Below are 19,739 nucleotides of genomic sequence, written 5' to 3'. Positions count from 1 at the left end.
AACCGCAATGGTTTCAAATAATTAGTATGTTAGTTTGAGTTAGGTAGTTCGTAAAACTACGTTAGTATGTAAGAAATGCCCTTCGGGGCATTTCTTTTTGTTATACTTGTTACTGATTTCATGTATAAAACAATTCATCATGTTAAAAGCCACTTCTATTTTTGTCATTCTAATCCTGTTTTTCAGTTGTAAAACACCAGAAAGTAACAGTCAATCATTAATTTCTGTAATCGACCAATCATTGGAGTTTGCCACACAACAAAGTTTACGAATGGCTGAATCGTTAAAAAATCAACCCGACAAACTTCCGCAAACGATTGACAAAAACGGCAAGCTGGTTACCTGTAATTCCGATTGGTGGGTAAGCGGATTTTTTCCAGGCGTATTGTGGTATTTGTATGAAAATTCTCCTTCAGATTCGCTAAAACTATGGGCCGAAAACTTCACCTTGCGTGTTGAAGACCAACAGTACACCACCGATAATCACGATGTTGGATTTATGATTTTTTGCAGTTTTGGCAACGGCTACCGCCTTACCGGAAATCCGGAGTACAAAGAAGTGATCCACAATGCATCAAAATCGTTGATCACACGTTTTAATCCAACCATTGGCTGCATTCGTTCGTGGGATTATTCCAGTTGGAGCGCTCAGTGGCAATACCCGGTTATCATCGACAATATGATGAACCTGGAACTGCTGGAATGGAGCGCCAAAACTTTTAACGACACAACATTTAGCCATGTAGCTCGCACACATGCCAACACCACCCTGAAAAACCATTTCCGCGATGATTACAGCAGTTTCCACGTAATTTCCTACGACACGATTACCGGAGCCGTGGAGAAAAAAAACACCTCGCAAGGATATGCTGATGATTCGGCATGGGCACGCGGACAGGCCTGGGGCCTTTACGGTTACACCATGATGTACCGCAAAACCGGAAACAAAACTTATTTAGATCAGGCAAAACATATTGCCGATTTTATGATCAATCATCCCAATTTTCCTGAAGACAAAATTCCATACTGGGATTTTAATGCACCGGATATTCCCAATGCCTTGCGCGATGCATCGGCCGGTGCAATTATGTGCTCGGCATTAATTGAATTAAGCACCTACATCTCATCAGAAAAAGGAGAACAGTATCTTCAAATTGCAGAAAAACAGATTCGCACACTGAGCTCTGACGAATATCTGGCAACACCAGGCACTAACGGAAATTTTATACTAAAACACAGCGTTGGGCATATGCCAAATAAAAGCGAAGTTAACGTACCTTTAAGCTACGCCGACTATTATTTTACCGAAGCGCTTCTGCGTATGAAAAAAGTGCTGCAAGGACAACAACTTTTTAATGACTAATAATTTATCGGTTATGAAAATTCGTGGGTATTTCAATCTGATAGTTTTAATCCTACTCGTTACGAAAAGCGGCCTGGCTTTCAACAGTGTCAACCTCATCAGTTTGCACTACAGTAATGATTTCGCTGTAACAATTGGAGCCGCCGATAACAAGTTAGCAGAATCGGAGAACACCCAACCATTCGGCTTACATGTTGAAACCATACGCCAGGCTCAGCACACAAAAATCATCAACAAAAAACCACATTTGGGCTGGATTGTTCCTTCCGGTATCGGCTATCAGTCGGCGTACCGGGTGTTGGTGGCTTCATCAAAAGAAAAACTTGCGGCGAACACAGGCGATGTTTGGGACAGCGGCGAGGTGAAAAACCCGAATTCAAACCGTATTCAAATTGAAAAAGAACTGCAAGCCAATACCAACTACTACTGGAAAGTAAAAATTACCGGCAGCAACAATCAGGCAGGTAAGTACTCTGATGTTCATGAATTTAAAACCGGAAATTTCGATTCCGACCTATATACCTCTTCCAACTTTTTTACGATAGAGAATATTCAACCTTCACTAATTCGCCAAAATGATGACGAGAGCTACTTTTTTGATTTTGGGAAGGATGCTTTTTCAACACTTTCGCTTAAATACAAGCCATTACAGGAAGAGACACTAAAAATCAGGCTGGGAGAAAAACTTAAGGATGGACGAATTGATCAGAATCCGGGTGGAACAATACGCTACCAGGAGCTTTCGCTTAATGTTTATCCGGGCAAAGAACAATACGAAATTCAACTGGTACCCGATCAACGAAATACCGCTTCACAAGCCGTCTCCCTACCCGATTCATTTCCGGTTCTTATGCCTTTTCGTTTCGCCGAAATTGATGGATTCGGAGCCAATTTCGATCCCACACAAATTATTCAAAAAGCCTATTTTAATTATTTCGATGATAATGCCGGAAGTTTCTCCAGTTCCGACACCCTACTTAACCAGGTTTGGGATTTATGCAAATATTCCATTAAAGCAACTTCATTTACCGGCTATTACATCGATGGCGACCGCGAAAGAATACCGTATGAAGCAGATGCTTACCTGAACCAACTGAGCCATTATGCGGTAGATAATGAATATACAATGGCCCGAAAAACCATTGAATACTTTATGCCGCATCCGACCTGGCCTACCGAGTGGCAACTTCATGTTGCTTTACTGGTTTATCAGGATTACATGTACACCGGAAACACGGCCCTGATAAAAAAATATTACGAATCGTTGAAATACAAAACCCTGATGAACCTTGAGGTAGAAGACGGTTTTATTTCAACAGCATCGCCTAATCACAACGGTGATTTTATGGCCAAACTTGGTTTTCAGGATACCACGCAACGTTTACGCGAAATTGTTGACTGGCCTCAAAAAGGCGGTTTCGGCGGTGTAATGGGCGAAGATGACGGTTTTGTTTTTCAGCCGGTTAATACGGTGGTAAACGCCATGTATTACGGAAACATGAAGATTATGGCCGAATTTGCCGGCATATTAGGTAAAAATAAAGAGCAACTTGATTTTGAACACAGAGCCGAAAAGGTAAAAGCAGCAATCAATCAAAAGCTATTCAACAAAACAAAAGGGTGTTATTACGATGGCGTTGGCACCGATCATGCTTCGTTACACGCCAATATGTTTGCACTTGCTTTTGGGGTTGTTCCTGATGAGTATAAAGAAAATGTGGCAAGCTACATAAAAACGCGTGGAATGGCTTGCAGTGTTTATGGCGCTCAGTATTTAATGGAAGCGTTATATAACGCCGGTGCTGCTGATTATGCATTAGACCTGCTGACTGCCACACACGACAGAAGCTGGTACAATATGATTAAGGTTGGCTCAACAATTACCATGGAAGCCTGGGACATGAAATACAAACCAAACTCAGACTGGAACCATGCCTGGGGTGCTGTACCTGCCAATATAATTGCACGAAATATGTGGGGAATACAACCTGCCAAGCCCGGATTTGAAGAAGTGGCGATTCGTCCTCAGCCGGGGTATTTAAAGCAATCGTCAATAAACGTTCCTACCATCCGTGGGGCAATAAAATGCAGCTACCAAAAAGAAAATGATCAACTCCGGAAATATACGATAACGATTCCCGGTAACATGCATGCATTTTTTTATTTGGATGATCCGAAATCTTCAACCATCAAAATAAACGGGAAGAAGGCAAGCGTAAAAAATGGCGTACTCCTATTAAATCCGGGAGAGAATTTTGTTGAAATTCAAAACCAAGTTCAGGAATAGCTTTCCAGTTTTTACAAAAAAACAAACAGCAGCAAGAGGTCCTCGCTGCTGTTGTTTTACGTTTATTTTTAAGTTTATATCTAACGCCCGATTGATGTCAACACACCAATCTTCGATTAAATTCGTGTATCAAATCAAGTATAATCTATCGTCCCAAACCTTGTACTTTTTCGGTTTTGTTTTGTTATAAAAAGACTCACGTAGCTTTGGCTATGCTTACTTTTTCTAACTTCACAAAACACAAAAAATTACGACGGTTTAAACAACACCTTACACTTGATTTGACACTATAGTTTATCGCCGTTTTCCAGTAAATAGGCTTCGGCTTCCACATTCCACAATCCCATATACTTTTTGCATAGCTTATCCAGCCCAGCATACACCGGATTTTCTTTTCCTTTCTCTTCAAATTCAGCAATTGCTGTAAGCGGAAAATCAAAATGCGTGTAAATCAACTTCTTACCTCCCGGAATATTTGGCAGATTCAAAGTAGCTTCCGGCACGGCATTTAAACCCCCGATATGGGTGACCAAACCTGCCGGATCCAGTCCTGCGGTCATAATTTCCAGCGCTTCTTTCATATCATCAGTGTTACCTCCCGATGTTCCAACAATATGGGTATAGGCGTAATGTACGTTATAAAAATTCATTTTTGCAGTGAATTCGGTGTTCGATGGGCCGGCAAAAAAGTTCAGACAACCATCGAAACCAAGAATGGCATCGCCCTGCTCTACCACCGGAGCCACCGGAGCAAAAACAAAAACATCGTCGTAACCTGTATCGCCGGTCAAATCTTTCAATCCTGCAACAGGATCAGCCATTTCTGCTGTATTGATGTATTTCAACTCAATACCACGCTCTTTGGCAAACTCAACAGTATAAAGTTCTGCAGCACGGTCCAGTCTTGTCTGATCGATATCGGTAACCACCAGCAGCGATGGTTTCCGGTCCTCGCGGCGCAAAACGTAATTGATTGCTGCCAACCCCATTGGACCAACACCGGCAAGAATGGCCATTTTCCCACCTTCAACAATTTCCATTTTGTGCACATAGCTTCCGGCAGTGGTGTGGTAATTGGCATGCATGGCCCCAATAACACAGCTTAAAGGCTCGGCCAGCGATGCCGGATAATAACCCGGTCCTTCGTATGCCAGCAAACAATCCTGCACGAGTACATCTTTTGGAATGATCACGTAAGTGGCATCGCCGCCAATGTATTTGTACGAATAACCAGGAGCGCTTAAAACGCCCACCGGACCTTCTTCGTAATAAATGGCCGGCTGGATCGAGAATTTCTGCCCGGCCGTAAATTTACTTTGCCAGTTGGCCCCTACTTCAACAATCTCACCGGCAAACTCATGACCGATTACAATCGGATTCTCAGCAATATCATCCGGAATACGTTTGTGATCGCTGGCCTGGTTGGCTGCTTTGTAACTCGACATGCAAAGACTGTCGGTTACCACTTTTGCCAAAATCTCATCATCACTGATTTGTGGTAATTCAAACTCCTCCACACGAAGGTCTTTTTTACCGTATAATCGAACTGCTTTTGTCTTCATTTTCCTTTTTATTTTCAGATTGAAAAGATTGAATTAGATTGATGGAAGATTGAAGCTCCTTGCTCGTAACCCGAAGCTTTCTTAATCACTCATCGTTCATCCTTAATCCTTCCCAACCTTTGTCCCTCTGCTTAATTACTACATTGTTTTATTAACTGTTATTTTTATGGGCATGCCGGAAATCCTTGTTTTTCCATGGTTTCCTTAACATTCCTCATGCGCTCCTTACAGTTTCTCTTGGATTCCTTACCGGCCTTATGCCTTCCTTAACGTTGCTCATGAGTTCCTTAATGTTCCCCGTGTATTCCTTGTCGTTCCTCACGCGATCCTTACTGTTCCCCATCTATTCCTTAACGTTACTTGTGCATATATTCTGGTTTCCCGCGCATTCCTTAAGGTTTCCCGGACAATTTCACACGGTCTCACCCTCTCAAATTCTCAATATCTCTAATCCTAGTGCAACATCGACTGTCCGCCCGAAATTGGCAGCGCCTGTCCGGTTTCATTCTCCTGGTCGATCAGGTACAAAATTCCTTTCACCACGTCTTTTGGCGAACATCCTTTTCCAAGCGGTACCTGGTCTAAATAAAATTGCTTCACATCATCGATTGTTTTTGCACCCGGCACTTTTCCTGCATTCAGGTACTGAATGAACAAACCGTTTTCAGGATCGCTCCACAGCGGGCCTTCGTAAAAATTACCCGGACAAACCGAATTCACTTTAATTTTCGCGGGTGCCAGTTCCAGCGCAAACGACTGAGTAAGCCCGATTCCTCCGAATTTACCCCCGGCATAGGCAAAATTCTTCTTGCTTCCTTTTAAGCCCGATTTTGAGTTGATCTGAATGATATCAGAATAGTAATCCGGCTTATAAGCATTTTGAAGTTTCAATATTTTGGAGGCTACTTTGGTGCAGTAGAAATAAGCGTTGTAGTTTATTTTGGTCACAAACTCGAAATTCTCGGGAGTCATTTCCTCCAAACCACCGGCCCGCAACACGCCAGCGTTACTAACAAATACATCAAGCCCACCAAAAGTAGCAACCGTTTCCTTCATTAAATTAGCCAGGCTATCCATGTCGGCCACATTGGTTTTTACAAAAATCGCACTGTTATTGCCTTTCATGGCAGCCAGTTCGGCAGCCGTTTTCTGCCCCACTTCTTCGTTAATATCGGCCACAACAATGTTAGCCCCTTCTTCTTTTAGGTGGCGGGCAATACCTTCGCCAAATCCCATGGCTGCGCCTGTAACAATAATGGTTTTATTCTGAACGCGGCCAACAGATGTTCCGGCAGCAATTTTGCGGCGGTAATTTTCTACCTCCCAGGTATCGATAAAGGCAATCTGTTCTAGTGTCATAAAATGCTGACCTCCGAACGATTCTGAATATGCGCTGATTTTCATTGCATCCTCATATACATCCAGAATGGTGTCGCACTGTGCCGCATGATCGCCAACAGCCAACAAACCAATTCCTTTCAGCAAAATTACTTTTGGCACAAATCCGTTTACTGAAATAAAAGCTGCAATTTTTTCTTTAGCCTCTTTCAACAAGTCTTCAACGTTTTCGGTATTTTCAACAAATACGTATTTTGATTTGCAATAAACGATCAGATCCGGAGTAAATGGCTTGGCCACTTTTTCAAAAGCCGTTGCATCTTTGGCGAATTGTGCGATTACTGCATTGTTCCGAAGCTTCAGCGTTTTAATTTCCTCTTCAGAAACCATCATTCGGATAGCAGGAATAAACTCCGCAATGTCATCGCGAATTGGAAGTGCTTCTTCCAACAATTCTACTTTTAATCCACTGTTCAGTTTAGCAAATACATCACTGTAAATCGTTCCAATTTCATCAACAGAATCGGCTGCTACAAAAATTCCGTGATTTTGTAAAAAGATGATTTGGGCAGCTTTGCCATTATCCGCTTTGAATTTGGTTAGTTGCTTTTCAACCTCTTTAAACAACACGTACCCCGGATCGATGTACGAAATATAAACCACCTGGTCGCCAAACAATTCTTCGAGGTATTTTTCAACCTCGTTGCCACACATCAGTCCGTTTACTTTTGTCGGGTGCAGGTGCACCACGTAAGCATAATCAATGGCATCGTGCATGGATGTTTCCACCGATGGGCGACGATCTTTTGTGATGGTAGCTTCCATCAGATCATCTTTAATCTGGCGCTCACGCTCGAACGGATCGGCGCTGTATGTTTTTTCAGAGATCACTCCCAGTTTTTTACGATCGAGCTTTGCAAAACCATCTTCGGTAATTGTTGCAAGCGCATGACCACTGGCTTTCACCCAAATATTTTCGTCGTTTTTATAGGAAGTGTTTCCACCTCCGGCAATCACCATCTCCGGATTTTTGCCATAGAACTGCGATATCTTGATAAGATTTTCTAATCCTTCCATAATTAACTTTTCGCTTTGAATTTTGCACGCTGATTACGCAGATTTTCGCAGATGATTTCTTTTGAATTTCGTTTATCTGCGGTTTTCTACGTTGTCTGCGAGAAACTTCTTTTTATGCGATCATTTCTTTTATAACCGCGTTACCAAGGGTAATCATTTCGGCTACCGCACGCTGTGTACGATCGCCATTTGCGGAAACGAATCCCTCTTCGCCATTGGCTTTTAAGTATTGATGAGCTGCAATAACACAAGCCCCATCGTACGATACTTTTTTCAGATCTTCGGGCAGAATGTCTTCCCCATCAACTTTTACCTCTATTGGAAAAACGCCCGGTGTATTGTGCTCCGAACCCAATGAAATTACATAACCCTTTTTAGTGAAATATTTAATGAATTCGCGCAATTTCGGCACTGAATTCCGCGACGGGATCAATTCGATCATGTGCACATTCATTGCTTTTAGTTGCTCGTCCATAAATTCCCAGTCTCGTTCAAAAACGGTGATCACATTTCCTTTTCTGTCATCGAGTAAAACAGGATAACACGGAATTCCTCCGGCATCCAAAATATACTCGCTTATGCGCTCTACCGGCGGGAATGATGCAGGCGACTCAGGAACAAAGGCAGAACCTCCGGCTTTTAAAAGCTTACTGCGGATTTCATTTTCAATGGCAGGAATATCTTCAGGATTCGACCTGGGTTCCACATCAAAAAGCTCGGTATAGAACATCATTTTGCCCGATTTTTTCGGATAGTTTTTTTCCACTAAAATCCGAACAGCTTTGGCAATGTGCCTTTCCCGCACCAATTCTTTCGCGTATTTCGATTTTACATCATTGTAGGTCAGGCTCATTTCCGGGTAAATCGATTGCAAAAGATAGTTTACCTTTTCAATCATCCTCGTCACCTGTTTCTGACTTTCTGCAATCAGGTCGTCCAAAAACTTTTTGCTTTCTTCCGATACCCGGTAAGGATAATTCAGCCCTTTGCCACTCAAATAAATGCGCCCCGGATTATTCGGATCGTTGATGGTAACATTGCGGCGTTGCAGCTCAGGAATCAGCCCTATAAACTCAACATTAAACAATGGAAATACGCCGTTTTTTACCGCGTAGTTATAAAATTCGTTATAGCCGTCGGAAACAAAAAAGTCGTTAATCCCCAACACATCAACCTCTTCGTCTTTTGCCAGATCAAAAATCTGCGCAATATTATCGAACGAACTAAATGAGTATGGTGTATGAATGTGACCATTAACATGAGGTATGCTAACATCGCCTCCAATTCGCATTAATGTTTCAATATCCGGATATTCTCTAAGAAAATTCATATCAGTTAATTGTTATTGGTTAAAAGCAAGTGTGAATATAAAAAATCCTTTCCTACCAAAAATGTATTCACACTATGCTTTTCAACTAACCAAGATTATATACCTAACTTATTTCTACGAATTTGCTCGGCATTTGTATAGTTGTTTTTCACAACATGTTTTTTAAGCGGAACGATTTTTTCGTGAATCGCATCCAGGAACCAGTCAACCTGCGGGAAGAAATATTTTTCCAGTTCGTGCGCCGGAGTGATCCAGTTACGCGAACCAACAACTACAGGAGGTGCATCCAAATCATCGAAGGCCAGCTCTGTAATATTTCTTGCCATATCGTTCAGGAACGAACCTCTTGAGTTGGCATCGCCCGAAATGATAATTCTACCGGTCTTTTTAACCGACTCCAGCACTTTTTCGTAGTTGAAAGGAACGATTGAACGGGCATCGATAACTTCGGCTTCCATTCCGTATTCTTCTTTCAGTTTATCGGCAGCCTCAAGAGCGCGGTACAGCGTTGCCCCAATGGTAAGAATGGTAATGTCTTTACCTTCGCGTTTTACATCCGGTTCGCCAAATGGAATTTCGTAATATCCTTCCGGCACACCTCCTTCGTGGAATTGCTCGCCAATGTCGTAAATACGCTGGCTTTCGAAGAAAATCACAGGATCGGTTCCCTGCAATGCCGTGTTCATTAAACCTTTGGCATCGTATGGAGTTACCGGGAATACCACTTTCAATCCGGGAATGTGCGCTACCAGCGAAGTCCAGTCTTGAGAGTGTTGTGCGCCGTATTTCGATCCTACAGAAACGCGAACCACCACGGGCATTTTAATTACATTACCCGACATGGCCTGCCATTTCGGCATCTGGTTGAACACCTCATCGCCACAACGACCGAGGAAGTCGCAGTACATAATTTCGGGAATTACGCGTCCGCCACACATGGCATAACCAATGGCTGTACCAATAATCGACGCCTCCGAAATTGGCGAGTTGAATAAACGATTATATGGCAACGCTTCTGTTAATCCACGATAAACAGCAAAAGCACCACCCCAGTCGCGGTTTTCTTCACCGTAAGCTACCAAGGTAGGATCTTTGTAAAAACGATCAACAACAGCTTCGAAGATACCGTCGCGTAACTGGTATTGTTTAATTTTTGAGAATGGTTTTCCATTCGCATCAAAAGCAAAACGTTCTTTTTTAGCCAGCTGCTGTACACGTGGATTTTCCTCCATCGGATGATTCACCTCCACTTCGCGGTCTTCCATTTTATCCAGGCTCTCGTTCGAGAACATCATATCGCCGATCAGTTCCGGATATTTTTCCATATCCATGTGAGGCGAAACTTTATCATCAATAGCCAGTTTCATGGCGTATTTCATCAACTCAACAATGTCGGCTTTAATATCTGCAAGCTCTGCTTCTTTTGCCACACCGGCACCAACCAACTCGCTAGCGTAAGAAGCAATACAATCCTGCTTCTCCCAGGCTTCCACTTCCTCTTTGCTGCGGTACGACGAAGCATCAGAAGGTGAGTGACCACTGTAACGATACGTTAAAACATCGAGCAAAACAGGACCTTTTTTGTTTTTCAGCAGTTCCATTTTGCGTTTGTAGGCATCAATTACCGCCAGCGGATTGTAACCATCAACGCGCTCGGCGTGCATGCTATCGCGGTTTACACCTGCACCAATACGAGCGGCAATGTCGTAGCCCATCGTTTCGCCACAGGTTTGTCCGCCCATTCCGTACTGGTTATTCATGATATTGAAAATGATTGGCAGACCACCTTTGTAGGCACCCTCCCAAAGTTGCTCAAACTGGTCCATCGATGCAAAAGCCAGACCTTCCCATACCGGACCGCAAGCCATTGAAGCATCACCAATGTTGGCCACAACAATACCCTCTTTTTTATTTACTTTTTTGAACAATGCAGCACCCACAGCAATGTCGCCAGAACCACCAACAATAGCGTTGTTCGGATACACTCCAAACGGTGTAAAGAAAGCGTGCATCGATCCGCCTAAACCTTTATTGAAACCTGTTTCGCGGGCAAAAATCTCGGCCAGTGTTCCGTAAATCAAGAAACGGCGTGCCAACGATTTTACGTTGCCTTCGTGACCTTCTTTTACGATGTTCAGAATTGTACCGTCGAAGAAGTTGGTCATTACATCCATCAATTCGTCGTCGCTCATGTTATGGATGGCCGACATACCTTTGGCCAAAATCTCTCCGTGAGAACGGTGCGAACCAAAGATAAAATCCTCAACTCCCAGGTGATAAGCCATACCAACAGCTGCCGATTCCTGTCCGATTGACAAGTGAGCAGGTCCCGGGTGGTTATATTCAATTCCCTCGTACTCCCCCTTTGTTTTAATCAGGTTCAACATCGTTTCGAACTCACGAATCAAAGCCATATCATGGAAGATATCGACGAATTCTTCGTTCGAGAAGTTTGCTTTTTCCTCTTCAATACTTTTGTTGTATTGATTTACAGGTATTTCTTTGAATTGAATTGAACCCGGTTTTCTTACTTCAACCGGATCAATAAATTGCGATTTAGGCATGGTATATTGTTTTATTAATTTTTACTTGTTTTCTTTTTTAAGATGCTGAAACAAGTTCAGCATGACGTAGTCGGTTGTGTCCTTGCTTATGCACTGAACGTCACCCTGAACTTATTTCAGGGTCTCTGTTTCAACAATCAGTGCCCAAAACTGAAAACGGTTTCTTTAAAAATCTCCGAAACGGTTGGATGCGGGAAAACCACTTCTTCCATTTCTTTCAGTGTCATTTCTGCTTCAATGGCCATGCAGGCGCCGTAGATTATTTCGCTCGATGGATTTCCGATCATGTGAACACCCAGCACCTCGCCGTACTTTGCACCTACCAATACTTTGCACGATCCGCTGCCACCCTCGTTTTCAGCAACAAACCGTCCGGCGTAAGCCATCGGCAATTCAGCAATTTTATAGTCGATTCCTTTTGCTTTTGCAGTTTCTTCGGTTAAACCAACACCCGAGATTTCAGGATTGGTGTAAACCACTCCGGGAATGGCATTGTAACGCATTTTATCCGGGCGACCTGAAAGGTTGTTTACCACCACTTCACCTTCGCGGCTGGCAGTGTGTGCCAACAATGAAAAACCTGTTACATCGCCGGCAGCGTAAACGTTAGGAATATTGGTGCGCATTTTTTCATCGACTTTTATTCCGCCTTTGAATAATTCAACACCCAGATTTTCCAGACCAAAACCTGTGGTTACCGGCTTGCGACCAACGCTCATTAATATTTTATCACCTTCAATTTCGGTTGTTTTACCGTCTTTTTCGAAGCTTACTTTTGTTCCGTCAACTTTGGTAACTTTTGACGACAGATTGAACTCGATGCCTTTTTTCGCGTAGATCTGGCGCAATATGGCACTTTGGCCTTTGTCCATTCCGGTCAGGATCTCGTCCAACATTTCAATGATGGTAACTTTCGTTCCAAGGCTGTTAAAAATACTGGCGAACTCCATTCCGATAACACCTCCGCCAATGATCACCAATGATTTTGGCTGCTCTTTCAGTTGCAAAATTTCGCGATTGGTAAGTACATCATCATTATCCTGTACTCCGGGAATTGGAGGCACAAAAGCTTCAGAGCCGGTGCAAATCATCAGGTTGGCAGCTACATAAGCTTTACCTCCTGCTTCAATCTCAATACCATCGGCACTTCTCTTTTTTATCATTGCCGCCTCGTTGACCACATCCACATTAAACTGCTTCATTTTCATGCCAACGCCGCCAACCAGTTTCTTCACCACTTTATTCTTACGGGCCATCATCTTATCGAAACTAAACGACAGATCGTTTGCTTCCACACCGTATTTACTTCCGCTTTTTGCGCTATCGTAAATTTTGGCACTGTAAAGCAATGTTTTTGTAGGAATACAACCTTCGTTCAAACAAACACCGCCCAGTTCTTTCTTTTCGAAAAGAACCACTTTCAGTCCCTTTGCTCCGGCTCTTTCGGCGGCAACATACCCGCCAGGTCCGGCACCTATTATTGCTAAATCGTACTTCATAAGCCCCCTCCATCTCCCCCAAGGGGGAGGGTTTTATTTCTTTAAAATTTATTTTTCAAACACCTTTTTTTTTAACATCGTAAGCTCTTTAACAAATACAGATCAGCTTCTCTATTCCTCCCCTCTGGGGAGGTGCGGAGGGGCTAATATTCAATCGTTAAGTTTTCAATTTCAATAGCCACCTGCTTCACAAAACGTGTGGCCATTCCGCCGTCCAGCGCCTGGTGATCGTAAGTCAAACTCAAGCCCATGTAAGGTACGAATCCGTAAACTCCGTCGCCAAGATCTTTGGGTCGTGGTACAATTGTGTTCACACCAAGAATAGCTACCTGTGGCAGGTTGATAACCGGTGTAAACATTTCGACACCGTAGTTTCCAAGGTTTGAAACGGTAAACGATGCAGCTTCAGAAGAAAGCAACTCAGGATCGATACTTCCGGTACGACAAGCATCGGCAACCTCTTTAAACTGGTTGCACAAACCTGTAATTGAAAGGTCATCCGCATTTTTTATCACCGGAACCATCAGACCACGGTCGGTATCAACGGCCAACCCAAGATGTACTTTATTGAAATATTTTACGCTATCGCCAAGGAAATGAGCATTTACATCGGGGAATTGTTTCAGGGCTTTAATTACGGCGAAACAAACCATATCGTTCAGTGTGATATTCGGTGCGCCTTCCTGGGCTTTTATTTCTTTACGCAAGGCAAGCAATCTTCTTGCATCGGCACCTAAATGATGCGTCAACTGTGCCGAATACTGCAACGATTGAAACATTGCTTTGGCGATCAACTTGCGGATATGTGGCATTTCCCTGATCTCGAAATCATCGGCATAAACAGGTTTTGTTCCGAGATCGGATGCTTTTACTGTTCCTGCCAATCCGCTACCTTCTCCGGCTGCTTCCAATCCTTCAGCTTTGGCAACTTCTTTAGCCAGCGGCGACATTTTCGGCTGCGATGCTTCATAAGCTTTAACATCACGCTCGATTACGCGTCCACCGGGGCCTGAGCCTTCAATAGATTCGTAAGGCACTGCATCTTTTTCAGCCAGATTTTTGGCGCGTGGAGAAATTTTTACTTTCCCGCCTTCAGCCTTTTCTTTCAGAACCACCTTAACTTCTTCTTTTTCCTCAGCAGGCTTTTCTACCACTTCTTCTTTTACTTCAGTGGCCGCTGCAGGTGCAGTTCCGGCAGCTAACTCATCGATATTTTCGCCCGGCTGGCCAATTACGCCAATGGTTTGCAAAACAGGAACCTCATCTCCTTCTTCGCAAAACACAGCCAGTAAAACACCATCTTCCTCAGCTTCCTGCTCAAATGATGCTTTATCGGTTTCATAAGCAAAGAGCGCATCGCCCTTTTTAACTTCCTCTCCCACTTCTTTCGTCCATTCGGTAAAGATGCAGGATTCAACAGACTGCCCCTGACGGGGCATTATTATCGGTGTAGCCATAGTTCTATTAATTTTCAACAAACTTAAACGAGCCAACTTGTATTTACAAGTTAATTCACTGTTTTTACATAAACATTTAAGCTACAATCTTTTCAAGACATTTACAAGTAACTTGTAAATACATTTATACATTTTTGTATTCACATCAAAAGAGAAAATCGTTTATATTTGTCACTCCTGAAAAAAGTAAAAATATGCGTCTGAGTAAAAATTTACCGCAATACAAAGTTGTTTACGAAATCATTCGCAAACACATAACCGATGGCGTATATCTGAAAGGTGATATTCTACCTTCAGAAAACGAACTTTGTACGGTGCATCAGACCACCCGGCCAACGATTCGCAAAGCACTCGACCGCCTTGTTCACGAAGGATACATTAAAAAGAAACAAGGAAAAGGGAGTATTGTAATGGGCGTTCCGCAGGGTGTTGGAATCCTGTCGTTATCGGGAACAACGAGTGCTGTTGGACAGGAAAACCTTATTACTGAGATAATTGTAAAACCGGAGATCCGGCAGTGGGATACCACAAATCTTGCCTATCCGCTCTTGAATAATGAGGAAGAATTTGGTTGTATTTATTTCGAGCGATTGCGCATTATGAACAAGCAGCCGGTTTTTTATGATATTACCATGATGCCCAACATCAACCTGCGTCGTTTTATCAGCCGTAACCTCGAGAATAAATCCTTGTTTAACATTTTGCGCACCATGTACGACATTGAAGTTACCGGTGGCGAGCAGCGATTGATGGCCATTTTGGCTGACAAGAAAATTCAGGAATACCTGAATGTAAAAGAAGGGCACCCGATACTTCACCTCAACCGCAAAATGGAAACCAGTCGTGAAGGATTTTTTATTTACAGCCAGGTGTATTGCAACAGCGAGAAGTACGCTATTTTTGGAACGTTTTAAAAACCAACAAGCATAAAATATTCATTACTCCGAGATTCATGAATGGGATTGAAAGTGAATAATTTTGTAACACTACAGAATATCTTTGATCATGCTCCCATTTTAAGGGGAGCTCCCGATAGGATGAAGGGTAAAGAATATAAAATACAAACTCTACCCTTTTGTCTATCGACATTTTCCCTTACAAAGGGAAAACAGCTCAAATGTTAAGCTGGGGAAATTAGACGATGCGAAAAATTTTCATAAAAAAAGGGCTGCAACCGCAGCCCTTTTCATTATATATCGTTACGATAGAAATTTCTTCCTTAAATCTTCAATCTGTTCCTGATTGATTGGAACCAATTTCCCGAGCGATGCTCCCATGGTAAGCGATTTAGCACTAAACTCTGCCACTTCCAGTTTATCGAATGTACCCAGTAATTTATCGCCGGTTACCAGTACCGAATCGTTGTTAATGATTACTGCCGGTGTATTTTCTCCCAAGGTACTCAAAATGGTTTCTTCGCCGGCAAAGTGAGAACCAAACGGTACATTCGGAATGTCTTGCAGGAAGATCCAGCTCTCCGGAATAGTTCGAACATCAATTTTTTCACCTGTTACGCTGTAAGCCATCAGGTAAGGTGTTTGCGTAAGAATGATGGAATTGATGTGCGGAAAACGTTTGTAAATTTCCTGGTGCAGCCATGTTGAACGACTCGGAAGCTTTCCGGGCTCGCGTTTACCATCTTTAATCTGCACAATGTCTTTTAACTGAATATCCCAACGTGCAACATTGGTAGGTGTAATCAGAAAGTCATCGCCTTTCCATCGCACCGAAACAGTTCCGTATGAGCTGATCATCATTCCCTGATCGCAGGCGCGTAAAACAATACGCTGTATCTGCTCCCGAATAGCTCGCTCGTCCGATGGATGTTCCACTTTCTCCATCTCGGGCAATAACCGTGGAATCTGATTCTCAAATGCATCAATCTGCTCATCCGATAAATAATTCGGCTTACCAATTGTGCTTCCGTTTATCAGTGTTCGCGCACAAAATTCCATGGTTTCGAAACGCTGAAAAGCATCACTTAAATCACTTCCGCCCACCACTGTTCCGTGGTTTTCCATAATTACGGCGTTTACTCCTTTTGCAAACTCATCGGCAATTACATCGCCCAACTCATTACTTCCGGGCAAAGCGTATGGCGCATAACCAATTGGCCCGCAAACATGTTTTGCCTGCGGAATTACATTGGTATTTGGAATTTGACGAACAATACTAAACGAAACCAATGCCGGCGGGTGCGCGTGAATTACGGCTTTAATCTCCGGACGGCATTTGTAAATGGCGATGTGAAACGGATACTCCGATGACGGCTTATGGCGCCCTTCGATGGTTCCATCCTTTTTCACACAAACAATATCTGTAGGGCGCAGCGTTCCTTTATCAATAGCCGAAGGTGTTACCCACACATCCCCATCATCGTCAATTATCGAGATATTACCTCCGGAAGTTGTCGTCAGTCCTCCTTTGTAAATCTTATCAATAATCATGATGATCTGATCACGCGGATGCATCCACTTCGTATTCAATTTTCTCATTTTCTAAATTTTAAACTATTCGTCTTCTGTCTTGTAAATTATTGCATTCTTACTTTTGAATCCCCAGATCAAGCTTCGACACATCAGCATCCGAAAAAGTATCGGAAATAACCATTGCAGCCCCCAAGGCACTGGAGTTATCAACTTCTGAGATCAGAACTTTTTTAGCCGGTAAACTTTTTTTCAGCAAGCCGATAAAAATTGGGTTTCGGGCAAAACCTCCTGAAACATAAAGAATCTCTGAATCATCATTTTCAGGAATAACCAGATTAATACTAGTTACACAAAGTGCTGTCAGATCGATCATCAACTGGGTGTAGGCTTCCTCGTAATTTGCAAAGATACTCAGATCAACCAATTTTAAACCATCCTCGAAACTTTCCTTGCCTGTGGGAAAATATACGGAGCTTTCGCCATATTTGTTTGAAAGCGTATCAACCAATTCCTGATCGTTTTTCACCTTTTTAAACCGGTCTTGCGCAACACCAAAATGTTTGGCCAGCTTTTCGGCCCAAACTTCGTGAAAATGCCCCATAAACAAACGCGAAGATTTCACTTGCTCTTTGTTTGGAGTTAAGAAACACAAACAATCCTGTTCCAGTTCACTGGCAGTTAAGGGCTCTTTGTTGTATGGGTTCATGTTAATGCACCATGTTCCGGTTGAAACGAGGATGAATTTTGCAGGACTGGCCTTCAAGTAAGGCACCAACGAAGCCGAACTGTCGTGAATCCCGGTTCCTACTTTTACTTCTTTTCCTCCCACGCAGGCCGGAAAAACCACATCGTTGTTAACAGGTTCCGGCAAAGCAATTTCGTTATCAGCAATCCACTGATGGTATTTCATTTGATCGAAATCCCACATAAAAGTATGACAACCGATTGATGTAGGCTCCGATACTATTTGTTTCGACAAAGTGTACGACAAAAATTGTGGGAAATGCAACACCGCTTTTGCTTTATCGTAAACGGCAGGCTTTTGGTTTTTCAGCCATAAAATCTGAATACCGGAATTCAGCAGCAGCCCCAACGCCGGACTGGCCGTTTTTCGGCAAAATTCATTTTTACCTCCATACTGTTCGAAAAGACTCGCTGCAATCGTTTCCGGCACTTCCTTCAAATAGTTATACACCGGTGCAAGGCGCTGTCCTTTCTCATCCAAAAACATCAGCGATGCTCCGTAAGTTGAAAAGTTTACCCCTTTTAAATCATACGCAATGTCGGCTACAATTTCTTGCAGGCTTTTACCTATCCACGATGTAATCAAATCAATGTCGTCGCATTCAAATCCATCGTCGTCGGTTATCACCGGAAACTTCTCTTCGTGTTGTTTCACAACTTTGAAGTTACTGTCGAACAACAATATTTTTTTATTGGTTTTTCCTATGTCGAAAACAGCTATTACTTCGGTCATTTTTGCAGGTAATAAAAAATCCTTTTCCACCTTACTATCAGGCAAAAAAGGATTCCAGTTATAAACTCAACTTATCTTTTTAACAGCACATCTTTTTCGTACTGTTGAATTTCACCAATGTAAGCCATTCCGGTTGGGACGCCTTCCTGCAAACAGTAGTAATCCCAAACAGCGCTGAACGGCATTGTTTTTAGTTCTTCCAGCATTGCCAAACGCTCGAAATTTTTTCCGGCTTCCTCAATGGCAACCAAATCATTAGTTGGCTCCAACATGGCAATTAAGAACGCCTTTTGGGCAGCACGTGTACCGGTTACATAAGCACCAATACGGTTTATAGATGCATCGAAAAAATCGAGCCCTACATTTACCCGACTCATAAAATCGTTACGTACAATTTCTGATGCAATCAGCTGGATTTCCTCGTTAAGTGTAACTACGTGGTCAGAGTCCCAACGTACAGGACGGGTTACGTGAAGCAACAAACCGTCAATATACTGAAGAACGGCAGAAATTTTATCACCAGCAATTTCGGTTGGGTGATAGTGACCATTGTCGATACACATCAGGATATTGTTTTTCACGGCATAACCCACATAAAATTCATTTGAGCCAACTGTCATCGATTCCAACCCGATACCAAAAGTTTTACTTTCAACAGCATCTTTCATGTGTTCTTTCGGATACTTTACAGCCATACCTTCGTCCAGCGATTTTTGCAGCAAAGTGCGATACCCGTTTCTGTCAATCGGTGTATCTTTTGATCCGTCAGGCACCCACGTATTGTGTACACAAGGCGTTCCCAGTTGTTTTCCGGTCTCAGCCGAAATAGCCCGGCAACGTTTCAGGTGCTCTACCCAAAACTTACGGGTTTCTTCATTTTTACTCGACAAGGTAAAACCATCGGAGGCTTTCGGATGCGCAAAGAAAGTACCGTTAAAATCCATACCTATTCCCTGCTCTTTACACCAGTCGATCCAGCCCTGGAAATGCTTCAATTCTATCTGGTCACGATCAACCACTTCGCCTCCAAACTCGCCATAAATGGCATGCAGGTTTACACGTTGTTTTCCGGGAAGCAACGACATTACTTTCTCCAAATCCTGACGAACATCGGCAACTGATTTTGCTTTACCGGGATAATTTCCGGTAGTTTGAATACCTCCACCTGAAAGTGTTGCATCGGGTGTTTCAAAACCACCAACATCATCGGTTTGCCAACAGTGCAGCGATATGGTTAATTCGTTCATTTTTTTCAAAGCAGCATCAGTATCTACACCAATTGCAGCATATTGTTCTTTAGCTATTTCGTAAGCTTTTTTTATTAATTCACTCATAATTATTGTCTTATCGATTTCT

At 42.9% G+C, this 19,739-nt stretch carries 12 protein-coding genes; 3 read left to right on the top strand and 9 right to left on the bottom strand.

Annotated elements, in window-relative coordinates; translation table 11 throughout:
* The first annotated feature begins 139 nt into the window (after nt 1-139).
* Together BMW53_RS07330 and BMW53_RS07325 are read left to right on the top strand one after the other, a co-directional pair.
* Nucleotides 140-1,363, top strand: a complete 1,224-nt coding sequence (locus BMW53_RS07330; RefSeq protein WP_081804736.1) for a YyaL domain-containing protein — start codon at nt 140-142, stop codon at nt 1,361-1,363.
* Nucleotides 1,356-3,650 carry an alpha-L-rhamnosidase-related protein gene (locus BMW53_RS07325; protein WP_051567509.1) on the top strand — a complete coding sequence of 765 codons (2,295 nt, stop codon included), beginning with the start codon at nt 1,356-1,358 and terminating at the stop codon, nt 3,648-3,650. The genes BMW53_RS07330 and BMW53_RS07325 overlap by 8 nt, the downstream gene beginning before the upstream one ends.
* Before the next feature lie 287 nt (nt 3,651-3,937).
* Here BMW53_RS07325 and BMW53_RS07320 read toward each other — a convergent pair whose 3' ends face one another.
* From BMW53_RS07320 to BMW53_RS07295, 6 genes are all read right to left on the bottom strand, one after another.
* Nucleotides 3,938-5,212 (bottom strand): zinc-binding dehydrogenase, encoded by a 1,275-nt coding sequence (locus BMW53_RS07320; protein WP_038554413.1) that lies wholly within the window; start codon nt 5,210-5,212, stop codon nt 3,938-3,940.
* Nucleotides 5,213-5,665: 453 nt separating this feature from the next.
* Complete coding sequence (locus BMW53_RS21250) at nt 5,666-7,627, bottom strand: SDR family NAD(P)-dependent oxidoreductase (protein WP_038554415.1); 1,962 nt, start codon at nt 7,625-7,627, stop codon at nt 5,666-5,668.
* A 112-nt stretch (nt 7,628-7,739) separates the two neighbouring features.
* On the bottom strand, nt 7,740-8,957 hold the full coding sequence (locus tag BMW53_RS07310; RefSeq protein WP_051567510.1) for a PHP domain-containing protein: 1,218 nt from the start codon (nt 8,955-8,957) through the stop codon (nt 7,740-7,742).
* Nucleotides 8,958-9,052: 95 nt separating this feature from the next.
* Nucleotides 9,053-11,521 carry an alpha-ketoacid dehydrogenase subunit alpha/beta gene (locus tag BMW53_RS07305; protein WP_038554418.1) on the bottom strand — a complete coding sequence of 823 codons (2,469 nt, stop codon included), beginning with the start codon at nt 11,519-11,521 and terminating at the stop codon, nt 9,053-9,055.
* A gap of 137 nt (nt 11,522-11,658) precedes the next feature.
* Complete coding sequence (gene lpdA, locus BMW53_RS07300) at nt 11,659-13,020, bottom strand: dihydrolipoyl dehydrogenase (protein ID WP_038554421.1); 1,362 nt, start codon at nt 13,018-13,020, stop codon at nt 11,659-11,661.
* Between the two features lie 143 nt (nt 13,021-13,163).
* Nucleotides 13,164-14,477, bottom strand: a complete 1,314-nt coding sequence (locus BMW53_RS07295) for a dihydrolipoamide acetyltransferase family protein (protein ID WP_038554424.1) — start codon at nt 14,475-14,477, stop codon at nt 13,164-13,166.
* 194 nt (nt 14,478-14,671) lie between these two features.
* Between BMW53_RS07295 and BMW53_RS07290 the strand changes: the two genes are divergently transcribed.
* On the top strand, nt 14,672-15,391 hold the full coding sequence (locus tag BMW53_RS07290; protein ID WP_038554427.1) for a GntR family transcriptional regulator: 720 nt from the start codon (nt 14,672-14,674) through the stop codon (nt 15,389-15,391).
* Between the two features lie 285 nt (nt 15,392-15,676).
* Here the strand turns inward: BMW53_RS07290 and BMW53_RS07285 are convergent, their stop codons facing one another.
* The 3 genes from BMW53_RS07285 to BMW53_RS07275 all read right to left on the bottom strand — a co-directional run bounded on the left by BMW53_RS07285 (nt 15,677) and on the right by BMW53_RS07275 (nt 19,717).
* Entirely contained in the window at nt 15,677-16,972 is a 1,296-nt protein-coding gene (locus BMW53_RS07285) for a class II aldolase/adducin family protein (RefSeq protein ID WP_038554430.1), read from the bottom strand.
* Between the two features lie 49 nt (nt 16,973-17,021).
* Nucleotides 17,022-18,383, bottom strand: a complete 1,362-nt coding sequence (locus tag BMW53_RS07280; protein ID WP_038563522.1) for an FGGY-family carbohydrate kinase — start codon at nt 18,381-18,383, stop codon at nt 17,022-17,024.
* A 71-nt stretch (nt 18,384-18,454) separates the two neighbouring features.
* Nucleotides 18,455-19,717 (bottom strand): L-rhamnose isomerase, encoded by a 1,263-nt coding sequence (locus BMW53_RS07275; RefSeq protein WP_038554433.1) that lies wholly within the window; start codon nt 19,715-19,717, stop codon nt 18,455-18,457.
* Nucleotides 19,718-19,739 lie beyond the last annotated feature (22 nt).

It is taken from the genome of Draconibacterium orientale (assembly GCF_900111425.1).
Classification (GTDB): domain Bacteria; phylum Bacteroidota; class Bacteroidia; order Bacteroidales; family Prolixibacteraceae; genus Draconibacterium; species Draconibacterium orientale.
The sequence above is the reverse complement of the archived record's forward strand: the minus strand, read 5'-3'. Positions and strand labels throughout refer to the sequence as shown.

Bases quoted from the DNA above. Each gene is read 5' to 3' on its own strand.
- BMW53_RS07310 (WP_051567510.1), bottom strand. From the start codon at position 8,957: ATGAATTTTCTTAGAGAATATCCGGATATTGAAACATTAATGCGAATT.
- BMW53_RS07325 (WP_051567509.1), top strand. From the start codon at position 1,356: ATGACTAATAATTTATCGGTTATGAAAATTCGTGGGTATTTCAATCTG.
- BMW53_RS07275 (WP_038554433.1), bottom strand. From the start codon at position 19,717: ATGAGTGAATTAATAAAAAAAGCTTACGAAATAGCTAAAGAACAATAT.
- lpdA (WP_038554421.1), bottom strand. From the start codon at position 13,020: ATGAAGTACGATTTAGCAATAATAGGTGCCGGACCTGGCGGGTATGTT.
- BMW53_RS07290 (WP_038554427.1), top strand. From the start codon at position 14,672: ATGCGTCTGAGTAAAAATTTACCGCAATACAAAGTTGTTTACGAAATC.
- BMW53_RS07305 (WP_038554418.1), bottom strand. From the start codon at position 11,521: ATGCCTAAATCGCAATTTATTGATCCGGTTGAAGTAAGAAAACCGGGT.
- BMW53_RS07285 (WP_038554430.1), bottom strand. From the start codon at position 16,972: ATGAGAAAATTGAATACGAAGTGGATGCATCCGCGTGATCAGATCATC.
- BMW53_RS07280 (WP_038563522.1), bottom strand. From the start codon at position 18,383: ATGACCGAAGTAATAGCTGTTTTCGACATAGGAAAAACCAATAAAAAA.
- BMW53_RS07330 (WP_081804736.1), top strand. From the start codon at position 140: ATGTTAAAAGCCACTTCTATTTTTGTCATTCTAATCCTGTTTTTCAGT.
- BMW53_RS07295 (WP_038554424.1), bottom strand. From the start codon at position 14,477: ATGGCTACACCGATAATAATGCCCCGTCAGGGGCAGTCTGTTGAATCC.
- BMW53_RS21250 (WP_038554415.1), bottom strand. From the start codon at position 7,627: ATGGAAGGATTAGAAAATCTTATCAAGATATCGCAGTTCTATGGCAAA.
- BMW53_RS07320 (WP_038554413.1), bottom strand. From the start codon at position 5,212: ATGAAGACAAAAGCAGTTCGATTATACGGTAAAAAAGACCTTCGTGTG.